Genomic DNA, 15,598 nt, shown 5'->3' with positions numbered 1-15,598 from the left:
TGCGGCGATTGCGAACCCAAGATGGGCGACTGGAGGAGACAGCCGTCCGCACGCTGAGGAGGCTTCCTGATGTTGAATTTCCTTTCCGGTGACGGCACCGCCCGAAGCCAAGGGGAGCGCTCAACGGTGCGAACGCGCGAGCCGCGCATCCGTTAAGCCGGCACATCGGACTTTTCTCCCTTTCTCCATCAGGCAATCCGGCTGACATGCCCAAGGTCGTTCGAACATGAATACGCAAGCTCAATATGCAACTGCCAAGCCGACGGGCTCCAAGCTCAAGATCGTCGCCGGCATCGCCGCGGTGGTGATCGTAATCGGCGCCATCGCTGCCGATACCAAGGTGGTCAAGATCGGCTCGGAACACGATGTGCGCGAGCAGGGCTTCCAGCCGGAGACCTATGGCGCCGCCGAATTCCCGAAGGTACAGGCCGATGTCGAAAAGCGCGCTATCGATGCGCTAACACTCGCCAATGCGGTTCTGGCCGACAAGAAGGCGGCCGGCGAGAAATATGGCGTCGCCACCACAACCGGTCCCGTCCTTCCCGTCTCTTTGACGGGCACGTTCGGCGAGCGCAAGGCCAACCTCAACGAATTCAAGGTCGATGGCATGCCTGAAGGCATCACCGTCCGCGTCCAAACAGGTCCGGCAATCAACGGTACAGATCTTCGCGATGCCACGGGCAAGATCGAATTCGGCCAGTTCACCAACCAGATCGAATATCAGGACGCGGGCTCCGCCATCAACAACGAGATGAAGAAGGCGACGCTCGGCAGTCTGGATCCGGAAAAGCTGACGGGCAAGACGGCGACGGTCGTCGGCGTTTTCAAGCTCATCAATCCGAAGAACTGGCTCGTCACCCCGGTAAAGGTCGATGTGAAATGAGCCAGGTCCAGCACAATGGCGCCACCACGGGCGAAGTCGTTCTTGCCGCCCGCAATGTCGCCAAATCCTATGGCAGCGTCCATGCGCTGAAGGGCGTCAATTTCGATATTCGCCGCGGCGAAGTCACCACCCTCTTCGGCGAGAACGGTGCCGGCAAATCGACGCTGATGAAGATTCTCTCCGGCGTCATCCAGCCGACATCGGGTGAGATCATTCTCGATGGCGCCCCGATCTCCTTTGCCTCCTCCACGCATGCGCGCGCCTGCGGCATTTCCATCATCCACCAGGAATTGAGCCTGGCGCCGAACCTCAGCGTCCGCGACAACATCTTCATGGGTCGCGAGATCATGAAGGGCGGCGTGGTCGATTTTGCCGAGGAGGAGCGCCAAACCCGCGCACTCATGGAAGAGCTGGAAGAAAACATCGATCCGCTCACACTCGTCGAGGATCTACGCCTCGGCCAGCAGCAGATCGTCGAGATCGCTCGCGCGCTTTCCGTCAATTCTCGCATCCTGATCATGGACGAGCCGACTTCGGCGCTGAGCGCCAGCGAAGTCGAAGTTCTCTTCAAGGTCATTCGCGATCTGACGAACCGCGGCGTGTCGATCGTCTATATCTCGCATCATCTGGAAGAGGCGCTGCAGATTACCCATCACGCCGTCGTTCTGCGCGACGGCAACATGACCGCCTATGCCGAACGCAAGGACATCGATCTTGAATGGATCGTGCGCAACATGGTCGGCGATAATTTCGACCTCGGCAGCCCGCCGGCAGGCCATAAAATGGGCGATGTGGCGCTGACGATCGACAATCTCACCGTTCCCGGTCCGTCGGGCGCCGCATATAACGCCGTCGACCGTCTGTCGCTTGCGGTTCGCGCCGGCGAGATCGTCTGCATCTACGGTCTGATGGGCGCCGGCCGTACCGAACTGCTCGAATGTGTGGCGGGCCGGCTTCGGTCGAGCGGCGGCCGGGTCCTCCTCGGCAACACGGATGTCGGCGGTCTGTCCATTGCCGGACGCATCGCGCAGGGGCTGGTGCTGGTGCCGGAAGATCGTCAGCGCGACGGTCTCGTTCAGACGATGACCGTCGGCTCGAACCTGTCGCTCGCCAGCATCGGCGCCTTTACCAAGGGTCTCTTCACCTCGAGCGGTCGCGAGCGGTCGCTGGTCAGCGACTCCATCCGCAAGGTTCACATCAAGACCGACGGCGGCGAAGCGGCAATCGGCTCACTATCGGGCGGTAACCAGCAGAAGGTCGTCATCGGCAAGATGCTGGCAACCCATCCTCGCGTGATCCTGCTCGACGAACCGAGCCGCGGCATCGACATCGGCGCGAAGGCTGAGGTTTTCAAGCTGCTCGCCGAGCGCGCCAAGGAAGGTCTGGCGGTGATCTATTCGACCTCGGAAGTCGCCGAATGCCTCAGCATTGCCCATCGCATCATCGTCATGCACCGCGGCAGGATTTCCGCCGAATTCGGTCCTGACGTCACCAAAGAAAAGATCATGGCCGCCTCGGGCGAAGCAGTGGTCGCGCACTAGCTGCATTCATGGAGCACTGATTATGTCAGTCACGAACATCACAGATAAAAAGCCAGTTTCCAACGGACAGCGGCGAAGTTTCAGTCTCGTGCGGCTGATCCTGGAAGGACGAGCCTTCTTTGCGCTGATCGTCATCATCGCGGTCTTCTCCTTCCTGTCGCCCTACTATTTCTCGCTCAGCAACTTCCTGACCATGGCCTCGCATGTCGCGATCTTCGGCATCCTCGCCATCGGCATGTTGCTCGTCATCTTGAATGGCGGCATTGACCTGTCGGTCGGCTCGACGCTTGGCCTTGCCGGCTGCATTGCCGGCTTCCTGATGCAGGGCGTCACGCTGTCGAGCTTCGGTGTCATCCTCTATCCGCCGGTCTGGGCCGTGGTCGTGCTGACCTGCATTCTCGGCGGGGTGGTCGGTGCGGTGAACGGTGTGCTCATCGCCTACCTGCGCGTTCCAGCCTTCGTCGCTTCGCTGGGCGTCCTCTATGTCGCCCGCGGTATCGCCTTGCTGATGACGAACGGGCTTACCTATAACAATCTCGGTGGCCGCCCCGAACTCGGCAATACCGGCTTCAACTGGCTGGGCTTCAACCGTCTCGCCGGCGTCCCGATCGGCGTCATCGTTCTTGCCGTGCTTGCGATCATCTGCGGTATCGTTCTCAGCCGCACCGCCTTTGGCCGCTGGCTCTATGCGTCCGGCGGCAACGAGCGCGCCGCCGATCTTTCCGGTGTTCCGGTCAAGCAGGTCAAGATTGCGGTCTATGTGCTTTCGGGCATTTGCGCTGCCATTGCCGGCCTTGTCCTGTCCTCGCAGCTGACCTCGGCCGGTCCGAATGCCGGCACCAGCTATGAGCTGACGGCGATCGCCGCCGTCGTCATCGGCGGTGCCGCATTGACGGGCGGCCGCGGCACGGTGCGCGGCACCATGCTGGGCGCCTTCGTCATCGGCTTCCTGGCGGATGGCCTCGTCATCATCGGTGTCTCGGCCTATTGGCAGACGGTTTTTACCGGCGCGGTCATCGTGCTCGCCGTGCTCATGAACAGCATCCAGTACGGTCGTCGGACCAAATCCGGCTGACACGGCATCAAGACTTGTCCCCGGTCGGTGAGATGCCGATCGGAGAAAGGACCGCCGGTTCGCCGGCATTACCAGAGCTCATCAAAGGGAGAGAGACTAATGTTCAAAAAAGGCTTGCGCATCGTCATGGCAGCAGTTGCTGTGGCACCGCTTCTGACTGGGGCCGCATGGGCCGCCGGTCAGATCACCGTCATCGTCAACGATCCGTCCAACCCCTATTGGCTGACGGAAGGGAATATCGCCAAGGCAACCGCCGAGAAACTCGGTTATACGGCCACGGTCGGTGCGCATAAGGGCGATACCAACACCGAGAGCAATCTGATCGATACGGCGATCACCAACAAGTCGGTCGCCATCATCCTCGATCCGGCCAATGCTGATGGCTCGGTCGGTGCAGTCAAGAAGGCCGTTGCAGCCGGCATCCCGGTTTTCCTCGTCAACGCTGAAATCAACCAGGAAGGCCTTGCCAAGGCTCAGCTCGTTTCCAACAACGCCCAAGGTGCGGCGATCGGCGCTCAGCAGTGGGTCGAAGCCGTTGGCGACAAGGGCAATTATGCCGAACTCTTCGGCTCGCCTTCCGACAACAATGCCGCTACGCGCTCGAACGGCTACGAAACCGTTCTGACCCAGTATCCCGACCTGAAGAAGGTTGCGAAGGAAGTTGCCAACTGGGACCGCACCCAGGGCCACAACAAGATGCAGTCGATCCTGCAGGCGCACCCGGACATCACCGGCGTGATCTCCGGCAATGACGAAATGGCGCTTGGCGCGATCGCCGCTCTCAAGGAAGCCGGCAAGCTCGCCAACGTCAAGGTCGGCGGCTTCGACGGCTCGCCGGATGCTGTTGCCGCCATCAAAGCCGGTGAGCTTCAGTACACCGTCCTGCAGCCCGTTGCCGTCTTCTCCGAAGAAGCCGTCAAGCAAGCCGACAGCTTCATCAAGACCGGCAAGACCGGTGCCAAGAGCGAAAAGCAGCTTTTCGATTGCATCCTGATCACCAAGGATAATGTCGATAAGTACACGGCACCCTTCGTTCTGTCCGAGTAATGATATCGGGGGCGCCGCAAACCGGCGTCCCCATTTCTTGACCGCAGTGGGCGGCACCCTGGCTGCACATAAGACAGAACTTTCGGAAATCCTGATAGCGAAGTGTTATTTATACTTTTTTCCATAGTGTAACGTTCGCCGCAGCAAGCTAATCTCCGCAAGGCTCAATGTCAGAGGCCAAAGTGACAGACAAGACAAGCCCCGTATCATTCCTGCAAGACGAGCTGCCGAGCGACAGCCGGCATTCGCGCCAGATCGCCAGGCGCCAGATGATCGCCGAAGCCGTGATGGCGGAAGGTTCTATGCGCATCGAGGATCTGACCGAACGCTTCGGCATCAGCCTGATGACGGCACATCGCGATGTCGATGAGCTGGTCAGCCGCGGCCTGTTCCGCAAGACGCGTGGCATCGTATCGGCCGCAGCCACCAGCCTGATCGAATCGAGCGACGTCTATCGCGCCAACCGACAGGCGAGCGAAAAGAAGATGATCGCCGCGGCTGCCATGCAGTTCATCGAGCCAGGCCAGGCAATTTTCCTCGACGATTCCACCACCGTCCTGCAGATGGCTTCGCAGCTGCCGGCCAAGGTTCCTCTGACGGCGATCACCAATTCGCTAACGCTGATGAATGCGCTGAAGGACATGCACGACGTGACGCTTCTGGCGCTGGGCGGGCAATATTATAACTGGTGCAACGCCTTCATGGGGCGGATGACGATCAACGAAATCAATCGCTTACGGGCCGATGTCACCTTCATCTCAATGTCGGCCATCATCGACGATGTCGTTTTCCATCAGTCACCCGAGATCGTCGATATCAAGCGCGCGATGTTCGACAGCGCCGCCAAGCGCATCTTGCTGATGGACCATACGAAGTTCGAACGGCGGGCGCTGCATAGTTTCGCGCATCTGAGCGAATTCGATGTCGTCATCGTCGACGAGAAGACACCCGCCGCCCATCTGGAGCGTATGCGCAACAAGAATATCAACGTGGTCGTCGCCAAGGGCGACAAGGAACGATCCTGAGGCTGAAGCCGGCAACGGCCACCCCTTTTCGTTCATGATCAGGAGTCACGGGAATGCCGAGTCTGCTCGGAATTGACAGCGGTTTGACGGTCACCAAAGCCGTCATCTTCGACATTGACGGAACGCCGCTTGCCGTTGCGCGCCGTCGGGTGACCCAGTTCATGCCGAAGGCACGCCATGTCGAGCGGGACATGGACGAACTCTGGAACCAGACGGCCGACGCCATTGCCGAGGCGATCAAGCTCAGCAACCGCCCGGCAAGCGACATCCAGGCGATTGCCGCAACTGCACACGGCGACGGCATCTATCTGCTCGACAAGGCAAAAGAGCCGCTCGGACGTGCCATTCTCTCGCTCGACAGCCGCGCCGGATCGATCGTCGAACAATGGCTGAAGCCCCCTGTTGCCCAAGCGTCTTTGAAGCTGACCGGCCAATTGCCGCATGTCTCGGCCCCATCGGCGCTCCTTGCCTGGATCAAGGCCAATGAGCCCGAACGCTTTTCTGAAATCGGTCACATTTTGAGCTGCAAGGACTGGCTGCGCTTCTGCCTGACTGGCATTGCCGGTACCGACCGTACCGAAGCAAGCACCTCCTTCACCGATGTTTCGACGCAGGATTATTCTGCGGATGCCCTGGAGCTTTTCGGCATTGCGGAGGTGACGGGTGCCTTACCGCCTGTCTCGCGATCCGACGAAATCGTAGGATACGTGACAGAAGCCGTCGCAAAGCGAACCGGCCTTGCCGAAGACACGCCCGTCGTTGCCGGTCTGCACGACGTGACCGCCTCAGCCCTTGGGGCCGGCGGCTATGCGTCCGGTGTCGTCGCCGTCATCGCCGGCACCTATTCGATCAACGAGACGCTCTCGTCGGAACCGAGCGTCGACGGCCGCTGGTTCTGCCGCAATGCAATTGCACCAGGCCAATGGAACAACATGTCGATCTCGCCGGCGTCGTCGGCGAACTACGAATGGTTCCTCGACAAGCTCTGCGCCAGAGAAATTGCAAGCGCGGAAGCAGCGGGCAAGTCGATCCATGCCGTGCTCGGCCCCGAGATCCAAGCGGCGTTCAACCGGCCATCGAGCGCGCTGTTCCACCCCTATCTCTTCGGCTCACCCTATGGCGCTGAGGCAAGCGCCAGCTTTTTCGGGCTTGGCGGGTGGCATGATCGCGGCGATATGCTGCGCGCCGTCCTCGAAGGCATCGCCTTCAACCATAAGATTCACGTCGATGCCCTAAGCGATGGTTTTTCCTTCGATCAGGCAAGGCTGGCAGGCGGTGTCTCGCGCAATCCAATCGTCGTGCAGATGTTTGCCGACGTGCTCGGTATGCCCGTCACCGTCACCGAAACCGACGAAGCCGCCGCCTGGGGAGCCGCACTTTGCGCCGGTGCCGGGATTGGCGCCTATGCCGGCCCGCAAAGCGATCCGCGCGATGTCGACAAGATCGCCAGAACCTATCATCCGGATTCAGCCCGCACCGCAGATTACCGCATCCGCTACGACCTCTTCCGCGACATCGCCGAAGCAATGACGCCGCTCTGGCCGCGGATCGGCAATCTCGCAACCCAGCACTCCCAAGGCTAAACCAAAATTGCGCCGCGCGAGAAGGCTCTGTCGCGGCAGTTCACCAGGACAATGATGTTATGACCGATAGGACCGCCGATCTGAAACAACGCTTCCCGCAGCTTCAAGACGGAGATGTCGATGTTGTCATCCTCGGCGCAGGCGTCAATGGCGCGGGGCTGTTTCGCGATCTGTCGCTGCAGGGCATCAATTGCCTGATCGTCGATAAATCAGATTTCGGCTCGGGAACGAGTGCTGCGCCATCCAGGCTGATCCATGGTGGCCTGAAATATCTGGAAACAGGCGAATTCGGTCTGGTCGCGCAATCGGCGCTTGAACGAAACCTTCTGCTCAAGAACGCGCCGCATTGCGTCGAAGCACTGCCGACTTTCGTGCCGATCTTCTCATGGACACGCGGCATCTGGGCGGCCCTGCGTACGCTGACGGGTTCGACCACCGCCCCGCGCAGCCGCGGCGCCTTGCTTATCAAGATCGGGCTTGCGCTCTATGACTTCTTCGGCTCGCGCAACCGCGTCATGCCGCGCCACCGGTTCCTTTTGAAGCGTCGGGCGCTGAAGGAAATGCCGCATGTCACGCCTGAGATCGTCGCCGGCGGTATCTATTACGATGCCAAGATCAGCCGGCCGGAACGGCTGGTCTATGAACTGGTCAATGACGGATTGGAGGCGAACAAGGCTTCCTTGGCGGCAAATTCGACCCGGCTGGTTTCCGCTGCCGATGGCCTGCTGACCTTCCAGCGTGCGGATGGCTATGCCTTTTCGGTCAAGCCGAAGCTCGTAGTCAATGCTGCCGGCCCATGGATCGATCACGTCAACGCTGCTCTCGGTGCACCGACCCATCTGATCGGCGGCACCAAGGGATCCCATATCCTGCTCGATCATCCGGAACTGGTGCGCAGCCTGAACGGCCATATGATCTATTTCGAAGCCGATGACGGCCGCATTTGCCTGGTCTACGGCTATCTCGGCCAGGCGCTTGTGGGATCGACCGATATCCCTTGCGACGATCCAGACAATGTTCGCTGCGAAGAGCCGGAGATCGACTATTTTCTCGACAGCGTCAGGTCGCTCCTTCCGAGCCTGCGCTTCGACCGCGATCAGGTGACCTACAGCTATAGCGGCATCCGTCCCCTGCCCGCCTCGGACGCCTCCTCGCCGGGCCTGATCAGCCGCGATCACTCCGCCCCCGTCTTCGAACCGCAGGCAGGACGCCCCTTCCCGATTATCTCGCTGGTCGGCGGCAAATGGACCACATTCCGCGGCTTTGCCGAAGAGGTTTCCGATACCGTGCTGGCTCGCCTTCAAATCCGCCGCAAGACGTCCACGGAGCGGCTTGCGATCGGCGGCGGCCGAGATTTCCCGGTAGACGCCAACGAGCGTGCGAGGTGGATCAAGTCCGTCGCGGCAAAGGCTGGCGTCGAGGCCAGCAGAGCGGATGAGCTGCTCGGCCGATACGGTACGACGGCAGCGGCAATCCTCGCCTATCCTTCAACCTATAGCGACAGCCAGCGCATCAGTGGCGCGCAGCGTTATAGCGCGCTTGAGATCGATTGGATCGCACGGCAGGAGATGGTCGTGCATCTCTCCGACATCGTCTTCCGGCGTACGACTATGGCGATCGAGGGCCTGCTGACGATCCAGGGTTTACGGGAAATCGGCGCAATCGCCGCAGCAGCCCTGCAGTGGGATGCTCAGCGACTGGCCAAGGAGATCGACGATGTCGTTGTATCGCTATCGAAATTCCACGGCCAGACGCTGAGCGAAGAAAGCGTGCGCCGCGCGGCAAGCCCGGCCGCACGCTGATCATCTAACTCAGGAGAAAACCGGGTCGAGCGAACCGGACTTGTAACGCCTGGCCATTTCGGCAACGGAAAGCGGCTGGATGCGCAAAGCGTGACCGGCCGTGCCGAACTGCTCGAAGCGCTCCTTGCAGAGCTTTGTGAGCGCCGCCATGGCGGGCTTCATATATTTACGGGGATCGAACTCGCTCGGATCCTCCTGCAGCACGCGGCGGATCTGACCCGTCATCGCCATGCGGCCATCGGTATCGATGTTGATCTTGCGCACGCCATTCTTGATGCCGCGCTGGATCTCTTCGACCGGCACGCCCCAGGTGGGCTTCATCTGGCCGCCATATTTGTTGATGATCTCCTGCAATTCCTCAGGCACCGAGGAGGAGCCATGCATGACAAGGTGGGTATTAGGCAGCTTGCGATGGATCTCCTCGATCACGCTCATCGCAAGCACCGAGCCATCCGGTTTGCGGGTGAACTTATAGGCACCATGCGAAGTGCCCATGGCGATCGCCAGTGCGTCCACCTTGGTCTCGCGCACGAATTTCACCGCCTCGTCCGGGTCGGTAAGCAACTGATCATGAGACAGCTTGCCTTCCGCCCCATGACCGTCCTCAGCCTCGCCCATGCCGGTTTCCAGCGACCCGAGCACGCCAAGCTCGCCCTCGACGGAAATACCGCCAAGATGCGCCATGTCGGCCACCGTCTTGGTCACGCCGACATTGTAGTCCCAATCTGCCGGCGTCTTGGCATCCGCCTTCAGAGATCCATCCATCATGACCGAGGTGAAGCCGGCCTGGATCGCCGTCATGCAGCTCGAGGTATCATTGCCATGATCCAGATGCACGCAGACGGGAATATGCGGATAGATTTCGATGACTGCGTCCATCATATGCTTCAGCATGATGTCGTTGGCATAAGCCCTGGCACCCCTCGACGCCTGCATGATCACGGGCGCGTTGACCGCATCGGCCGCTTCCATGATGGCGAGCGCCTGTTCCATATTGTTGATATTGAAAGCCGGAACGCCGTAGCCGTTTTCAGCGGCGTGATCGAGCAATTGCCTTAAGGTGATACGTGCCATTCAACTCTTCCCGGGGTCATGATGGGCGGCTAAGATCGCGTGGATGATGCCATCTGCAGCAAGGCATCTTCACACGTATATATAACAGCAGAATATGACAAAATCACAGTTTTTATGAGATTTTCTTAGTTTTACAAAAAGGAACTCAGTTGAGAACGTGGGGCAGAGATCGCTGTATTTGCGGGACAGATCCGACGGCGCCGCGGCTCCCAACCCATCGTCAATTTAACGCCAGCAGCGAGGCATAACGGCGCCTTGGATAAGCAACCGAAGAATGCGATCGAGTCCGCGCCCCTCGAACTGCTGCTGCATCCCAACCTGCATTCACTTCCATAAAAACATTGACTGCCCAAGGTTTCGCTGTTTTCTATGGATAAAAAACAGAACTGGACGGATGTATGAAGGTTGCATGTTGCCTCAGCCAGACGATCCTATTCATCAACATCGAGTATGGGAGGAAAGTGGCGTGAGCTCGCGGATCATCCAGTTCGGCACCAGCCGGTTCTTGCAGGCGCATGCGGCATTCTTCGTGCACGAGGCACGACAATCCGGCCAGGATGCCGGCCCCATTGCCGTCGTTCAGGTCTCAGGCGCCAGCAGCCGCAGCGGGCGCGTCGCTGCCTTCGGCAATCCGACTGGTTATCCCGTCATCATACGCGGCATGTCTGATGGGCTTCCCGTCGATCGTACCGTCCAGGTCATGAGCGTCGATCGCGGTCTCTCTGCAGTCGAACACTGGAAGGAGCTGTCAAGGCTCTTTACCGAGGATGCCGAATTCGTCATCTCCAACACCGGCGAAACCGGTTACAAGACATGGCCGAAGGAAGACCGCTTCGTCACAAACGGCCAGGTTCCGCGATCTTTCCCCGCCAAGCTTGCCGCGCTCCTGGTCAGACGCTGGCAGGCCTCCGGTCGCCCCTTGGTCATCCTTCCTTGCGAACTGATGACAGGCAACGGCTGCGTTCTGAAACAGACGGTCATCGACTGCGCCCGGCTCAACGATGTGCCGGCTGAATTCTATACCTGGCTCGACGACCATGCCGCCTTCGCCGAGACCCTGGTCGATCGCATCGTTTCCGAGCCGATCGAACCGATCGGCGCCGTTGCGGAACCCTATGCCCTATGGGCGATCAAGCGCGCGCCGGGTGTTCGCGCACCATGTCATCACCCAAGCATCGTGCTGACTGACGATCTCGCCCCTTATGAGCGCCTGAAACTGCATATCCTCAATCTCGGCCACACATTCCTTGCCGAAATCTGGCAACGCGAAAGTCGTCCGGCGGACGAAACAGTGCGCGCCATACTGACCGACAAAGACATAAGGGCCAGGCTCGATACTCTCTACGAAAGCGAAGTGCTGCCCGGCTTTGCCGAAAACGGCATGGGCGACGAGGCGAAGGCCTATGTCGCCACGACACTCGACCGCTTCCTCAATCCCTTCCTGGACCATCGCATCGCCGACATCAGCCAGCACCACCCCGAAAAGGTCGCACGCCGCATCCATGCTTTTCTGAATTGGGCAGATAAGGCGGGTAGCGACTCAGGCATGCCTGTACTGCGGCAGATAGCGAAGCGCTATCCTTTGGCTGGGGCTACATGACGACGTCCGTTGAGGCAAAGCATCCCAATTAATCTGGACAACAAATTGCCCGTCCACGCAGACGCGCCATCTTACTTGAGAGACCGTTCGACGGGTAATCGACTCAGTGGGTCGATTGCTCTCTGTCAGTGACATTCATTGCAATCGGTTGTCTACAAAGTACCACTGCTCCGGGTATTTGCGCACAATCGGTTCGATCATCTGGTTCAAACGGTTTACATCCTCGATGAGCTGACCCTGCGTTTCCGCTGCTTCGAGCCATACGAACGGCTCCATTACTCGGAGCGTGAAATCCGCTCCCTTCTCACGAACGATGTAGAGTGGACATATCAAGGCCTTCGTCCTCCGCGCCATGCGGGCGACGAGCGCATAATTCCCTGCGAGATGGGCTGGCCTTCCGAAGAACGGCGCCCGGATATGCCCGTTGAAGCCCTCGTCACAGAACATCAGCAGATTGCCGCCGTTCTCCAGGATTCTCAGGGCCGGGCGCACGAAGCTGCGGCCGGGTTTCAGAATGCCGAGGCCAGCGCCTTTCCGTAGCCGGTTGACGATATAGTGGCGTGAGCGGCGTTTGGGCGGGTCGTAATTCATGGTGACGTCGAGTCCCATGTCGAGAAGGCAATGCCAGAGTACCTCCCAGTTACTGATATGGGGCGCTATGAAGATCACCGGCCCTTTGCTGCAACGCTCGACCAGCCCTTCGGTGCCAATCATGCGGACATGCCGCCGTGCCAGTCTCGGCACGACTGAATATTCCGCCATCTGCCGCCCTTGAGAATCGGCATAGGCCTTCAAAAGCTTCTCAAGCTCTGCTTCACTGAGCTCGGGCCTTATCATCTTGAGATTGGCTGCAGCGCGCGCGTAAGCACCCTTGTGGAAGCGCGGTGCCAGCATGCGCCCGAGCCAACCGCCAAGGTCGGAGCAGACGCTCGCGGGCAATAGCATGAAGGCAAAATAGAGGAAGAGATCTATGGCGTTGTCGATATTCTCGTAAAGCCAATAGCGCAGAAATGCCTTGCGCCGGTCGCCGCCAGCGGCGAAATCGACAAGGGGCGGAGCTTTCGGCGGCTCATAGGTCCACGCCTTGCGCTTGCCGGTGGTGACTTCTTTATCGGTCTCGGTGGTCATCCCCGGCGCCTATGCAGTGTCACGGGCATGCCGTCACGCGGACGCAATGTCAGGCGGCATTGGGGCTGGACCCTATGCCCATCCCTGATCCGAACGCGAAAACGCTGGGCGAGGATCGCCAGACAGAGGATCGCCTCGGTGAGGCCGAATTGCAGACCGGGGCATACGCGTGGGCCGGCGGCGAAGGGAATATAGCTGTAGGGCGCCGGCCGTGCCTCGCTGAGGAAACGCTCTGGATAAAAGCGGTGCGGCTCGGGGAAGAGCGAATCCGTGCGGTGCAGTATCCATGGCACGATCAGAACTAGCGTTGCCTTGCGTACCTTCACGTCGCCGATCTGATCCGGCTCGGCGGCCTGGCGTGCCAGGATCGGCACCGGGGGATAGAGGCGCAACGTCTCTTCGACGACCGCACGGCACCAGTCGAGCTTTGCAACATCATCGATCGAGGGGATCCGATCGCCGCAGACAGCCTCGATTTCCGCATGGACCGCCTCCTCCACCCAGGGCGCACCCGCGAGCAGATACCAGGCCCAGGTCAGGGTCGCCGCGGTGGTTTCGTGGCCGGCCATGAAGATGGTGGCGGCCTCGTTGCGGAGCGCTACGACATCGAGCTTCAGCTCAGGATTGCGCTGCTGCCGCCGGATCAGCAACTCGACCATTGAACTGTTGTCCCCCTTGCCGGCCAGATGATCTTCAATCACCTGATCGATGATCCGATGAATGCGTTTCACCGACCGGCTCAAGCTCGGCGTCCTGATGATCGGCAGCCCCTCATCGAAACCGAGAAAATAACCGAAATTGACGGAATCGACCAACGACTGGTAGCTCGCAAAGCCTTCGGTCACCACATTGGCGCTTTCCTGGCCGAGATCATTGCCGAAGACGCTGCGGGAAATGATCTCCGCCGTCAGCCCGGCCATCTCGAACAAGGCGTTGACCTCCGCGCCCTCGCCCAAGCTTTGCCAGCGGTCGGCAAGCTCGCTTGCGGTACTTTGCATGATTGCGCCAAAGGCCGGCACGCGGTTCTTATGCACGATATCGGAGACCAGCGGCCGGCGCTGCTTCCAGGTTTCCTTATCGGAAATGAACAGGCCGTCGCCCAAAAGATATTCCAGCGCGCGACGCATCTGCGGCGTCTTGCGCTCAAAATTCTCGTGGCGCTTGGCCACTACATAGCGGATCGCTTCCGGCGAATTGACAATGACGAGTTGCCTGCCCAGAAGCTTGAATTCTGCCACATGCTCGCGATAATCCGCGCGACGCCAGATCGACAAAAAGTCGCTGCGCGCCTGCAGCATGAGCTTCAGCGGCTGGCCGGGCTTCCCGCTATAGTAGGCGGCGTGGGCCGGCTCGAAATATTGCGACGATTGATCGGCGTGTTCGACGATTTCGGTTTTCTGATCGAGCCAGGCCAGCATAGCGGTGCAGAACTTTCGCGCCTTGCGGCCGGTAACGATGTGAGAGCGGCCGAGCGCCACGACGCACGGTCGTGGTCACTATATTCATTTCACAACCGCAGAAAAGCCCCCACTCGGCCGAAGAAGAGGCTCCTTCTTTGCTTTGAAATCGGTTCCGGCTAGATGGCTTCCAGTATGAACAGCTCATCGAGTGTCTGGCGGCGGCGGATCAAGCGGTGGGTCTCGCCGTCGATCAGGACTTCCGGCGCATAGAGACGGCTGTTGTAGTTCGATGACATCGTCGCGCCGTAAGCGCCGGCACCATGAAACACGAGATAGTCGCCGACATGGGCTTCGGGCAAATCGCGCGTTTCCACCGTGCCGTTATCAGTCTGCGTGAAGACATCGCCCGATTCGCAGAGCGGGCCTGCGACAACGGTGGGGAAGATTGTTCCAGCAGCACTGCGAGGCGCCTTGCCTGGAATGACCGAGATATGGTGATAACTGCCATACATGACCGGTCTGGCAAGATCGCTGAAGCCGGCATCGACGAGCACGAAGCGGTTGCGGCCCATCATCTTGACGGCCCTGACTTCGGCAAGCAATACGCCGGAATCGGCGGTCAGGAAGCGCCCCGGTTCGATCTCCAGCCGGATTGGATGGCCAAAATGCGCCTCGATCTCGCGCCGGGCCTTATCCCAGAGCGAAAAGTAATGAGCAGGGTCGATCTCTTCTTCACCTTTCCTGTACGGCACAGACAGACCGCCGCCGGCCGAGATGGCCTCGATATCGACATCCAGCGCGCGGCAGAATCCGATCATCGCACCGCAGACGCGCTGTAGGTGCCCATAATCGACGCCGGAACCGATATGCATGTGCAACCCGACGAGCTTCAGCGAATATTGCCGCGTCAGCGCCACCGCCTCCTGCAATTGCTCGAACCAGATTCCGTGCTTGCTGGTTTCTCCGCCGGTGTTGGTCTTCTTGCTATGGCCATGCCCGAAACCGGGATTGATGCGCAGCCAAACTCTATGGCCCGGTGAGCGCTCACCCAATTGATGCAGCATGTCGATGGAACCGATATTCACCTCGATCTTGTCGGCAATGACACGCTCCAACGTCGGCCGATCGAAAACGTCGGCGGTGAAGACGATCTCAGCATCTTCCGATACAGTGCCGGCAGAATAGCCCGCCCGCATCGCCCGCTCGATCTCGCCGAGCGAGACGGCATCGACCCGCACGCCCGCTTTGCGCATCTCTTTCAGAATATGAATGTTCGAACAGGCCTTCTGCGCATAGCGAATGACGTCGAAGGTGGAGAGTTGCGCGATGCGGCGGCGGATCGCAGTGGCATCATAGATCCAGAGCGGCGTTCCATATTCGGCGGCAAGCGCGCTCAGCGTTTCATTGGAAGGGATGGTCATCTTGTCTCGATCGGGTCAG

12 protein-coding genes are annotated in these 15,598 nt (G+C 59.8%); 8 read left to right on the top strand and 4 right to left on the bottom strand.

All coding sequences use genetic code 11. The features are described from left to right. Window positions 1–226 precede the first annotated feature (226 nt). The 7 genes from PH558_RS28460 to PH558_RS28430 all read left to right on the top strand — a co-directional run bounded on the left by PH558_RS28460 (window position 227) and on the right by PH558_RS28430 (window position 8,956). Window positions 227–883, top strand: a complete 657-nt coding sequence (locus PH558_RS28460) for a DUF2291 domain-containing protein (RefSeq protein WP_095436404.1) — start codon at window positions 227–229, stop codon at window positions 881–883. Next, window positions 880–2,424, top strand: a complete 1,545-nt coding sequence (locus PH558_RS28455; protein WP_285207876.1) for a sugar ABC transporter ATP-binding protein — start codon at window positions 880–882, stop codon at window positions 2,422–2,424. Before PH558_RS28460 ends, PH558_RS28455 begins: the two co-directional genes overlap by 4 nt. Before the next feature lie 22 nt (window positions 2,425–2,446). Beyond that, complete coding sequence (locus PH558_RS28450; protein WP_285207875.1) at window positions 2,447–3,499, top strand: ABC transporter permease; 1,053 nt, start codon at window positions 2,447–2,449, stop codon at window positions 3,497–3,499. 99 nt (window positions 3,500–3,598) lie between these two features. Then, window positions 3,599–4,546: a D-ribose ABC transporter substrate-binding protein gene (locus tag PH558_RS28445; protein WP_069615621.1), complete on the top strand. Its 948-nt coding sequence runs from the start codon at window positions 3,599–3,601 to the stop codon at window positions 4,544–4,546. 269 nt (window positions 4,547–4,815) lie between these two features. Beyond that, window positions 4,816–5,571 carry a DeoR/GlpR family DNA-binding transcription regulator gene (locus PH558_RS28440; protein WP_350223831.1) on the top strand — a complete coding sequence of 252 codons (756 nt, stop codon included), beginning with the start codon at window positions 4,816–4,818 and terminating at the stop codon, window positions 5,569–5,571. A gap of 53 nt (window positions 5,572–5,624) precedes the next feature. Then, window positions 5,625–7,154, top strand: a complete 1,530-nt coding sequence (locus PH558_RS28435; protein ID WP_285207874.1) for an FGGY-family carbohydrate kinase — start codon at window positions 5,625–5,627, stop codon at window positions 7,152–7,154. Window positions 7,155–7,213: 59 nt separating this feature from the next. After that, window positions 7,214–8,956, top strand: a complete 1,743-nt coding sequence (locus PH558_RS28430) for a glycerol-3-phosphate dehydrogenase/oxidase (RefSeq protein WP_113407335.1) — start codon at window positions 7,214–7,216, stop codon at window positions 8,954–8,956. Window positions 8,957–8,965: 9 nt separating this feature from the next. Here PH558_RS28430 and fba read toward each other — a convergent pair whose 3' ends face one another. Then, a complete protein-coding gene (gene fba, locus PH558_RS28425; RefSeq protein WP_285207873.1) occupies window positions 8,966–10,030 on the bottom strand; it encodes a class II fructose-bisphosphate aldolase in 1,065 nt (354 codons plus the stop codon). A 466-nt stretch (window positions 10,031–10,496) separates the two neighbouring features. On the opposite strand from fba, the gene PH558_RS28420 reads away from it, so the two are divergent. Then, window positions 10,497–11,630 carry a mannitol dehydrogenase family protein gene (locus PH558_RS28420; RefSeq protein WP_285207872.1) on the top strand — a complete coding sequence of 378 codons (1,134 nt, stop codon included), beginning with the start codon at window positions 10,497–10,499 and terminating at the stop codon, window positions 11,628–11,630. A gap of 135 nt (window positions 11,631–11,765) precedes the next feature. Here the strand turns inward: PH558_RS28420 and PH558_RS28415 are convergent, their stop codons facing one another. The 3 genes from PH558_RS28415 to lysA form a co-directional block, all read right to left on the bottom strand. Then, on the bottom strand, window positions 11,766–12,758 hold the full coding sequence (locus tag PH558_RS28415; RefSeq protein ID WP_285207871.1) for a lysophospholipid acyltransferase family protein: 993 nt from the start codon (window positions 12,756–12,758) through the stop codon (window positions 11,766–11,768). Further along, window positions 12,755–14,236, bottom strand: a complete 1,482-nt coding sequence (locus tag PH558_RS28410; protein ID WP_285207870.1) for a cytochrome P450 — start codon at window positions 14,234–14,236, stop codon at window positions 12,755–12,757. The genes PH558_RS28415 and PH558_RS28410 overlap by 4 nt, the downstream gene beginning before the upstream one ends. Window positions 14,237–14,334: 98 nt before the next feature. After that, window positions 14,335–15,579, bottom strand: coding sequence for a diaminopimelate decarboxylase (lysA, locus tag PH558_RS28405; RefSeq protein WP_285207869.1), 1,245 nt, complete (start codon window positions 15,577–15,579; stop codon window positions 14,335–14,337). Window positions 15,580–15,598: the final 19 nt, after the last annotated feature.

The sequence above is a fragment of the Rhizobium pantanalense genome (genome assembly GCF_030182525.1).
In the GTDB taxonomy this organism is placed as follows: domain Bacteria; phylum Pseudomonadota; class Alphaproteobacteria; order Rhizobiales; family Rhizobiaceae; genus Rhizobium.
This window is presented reverse-complemented; position numbering and strand designations above follow the sequence as displayed.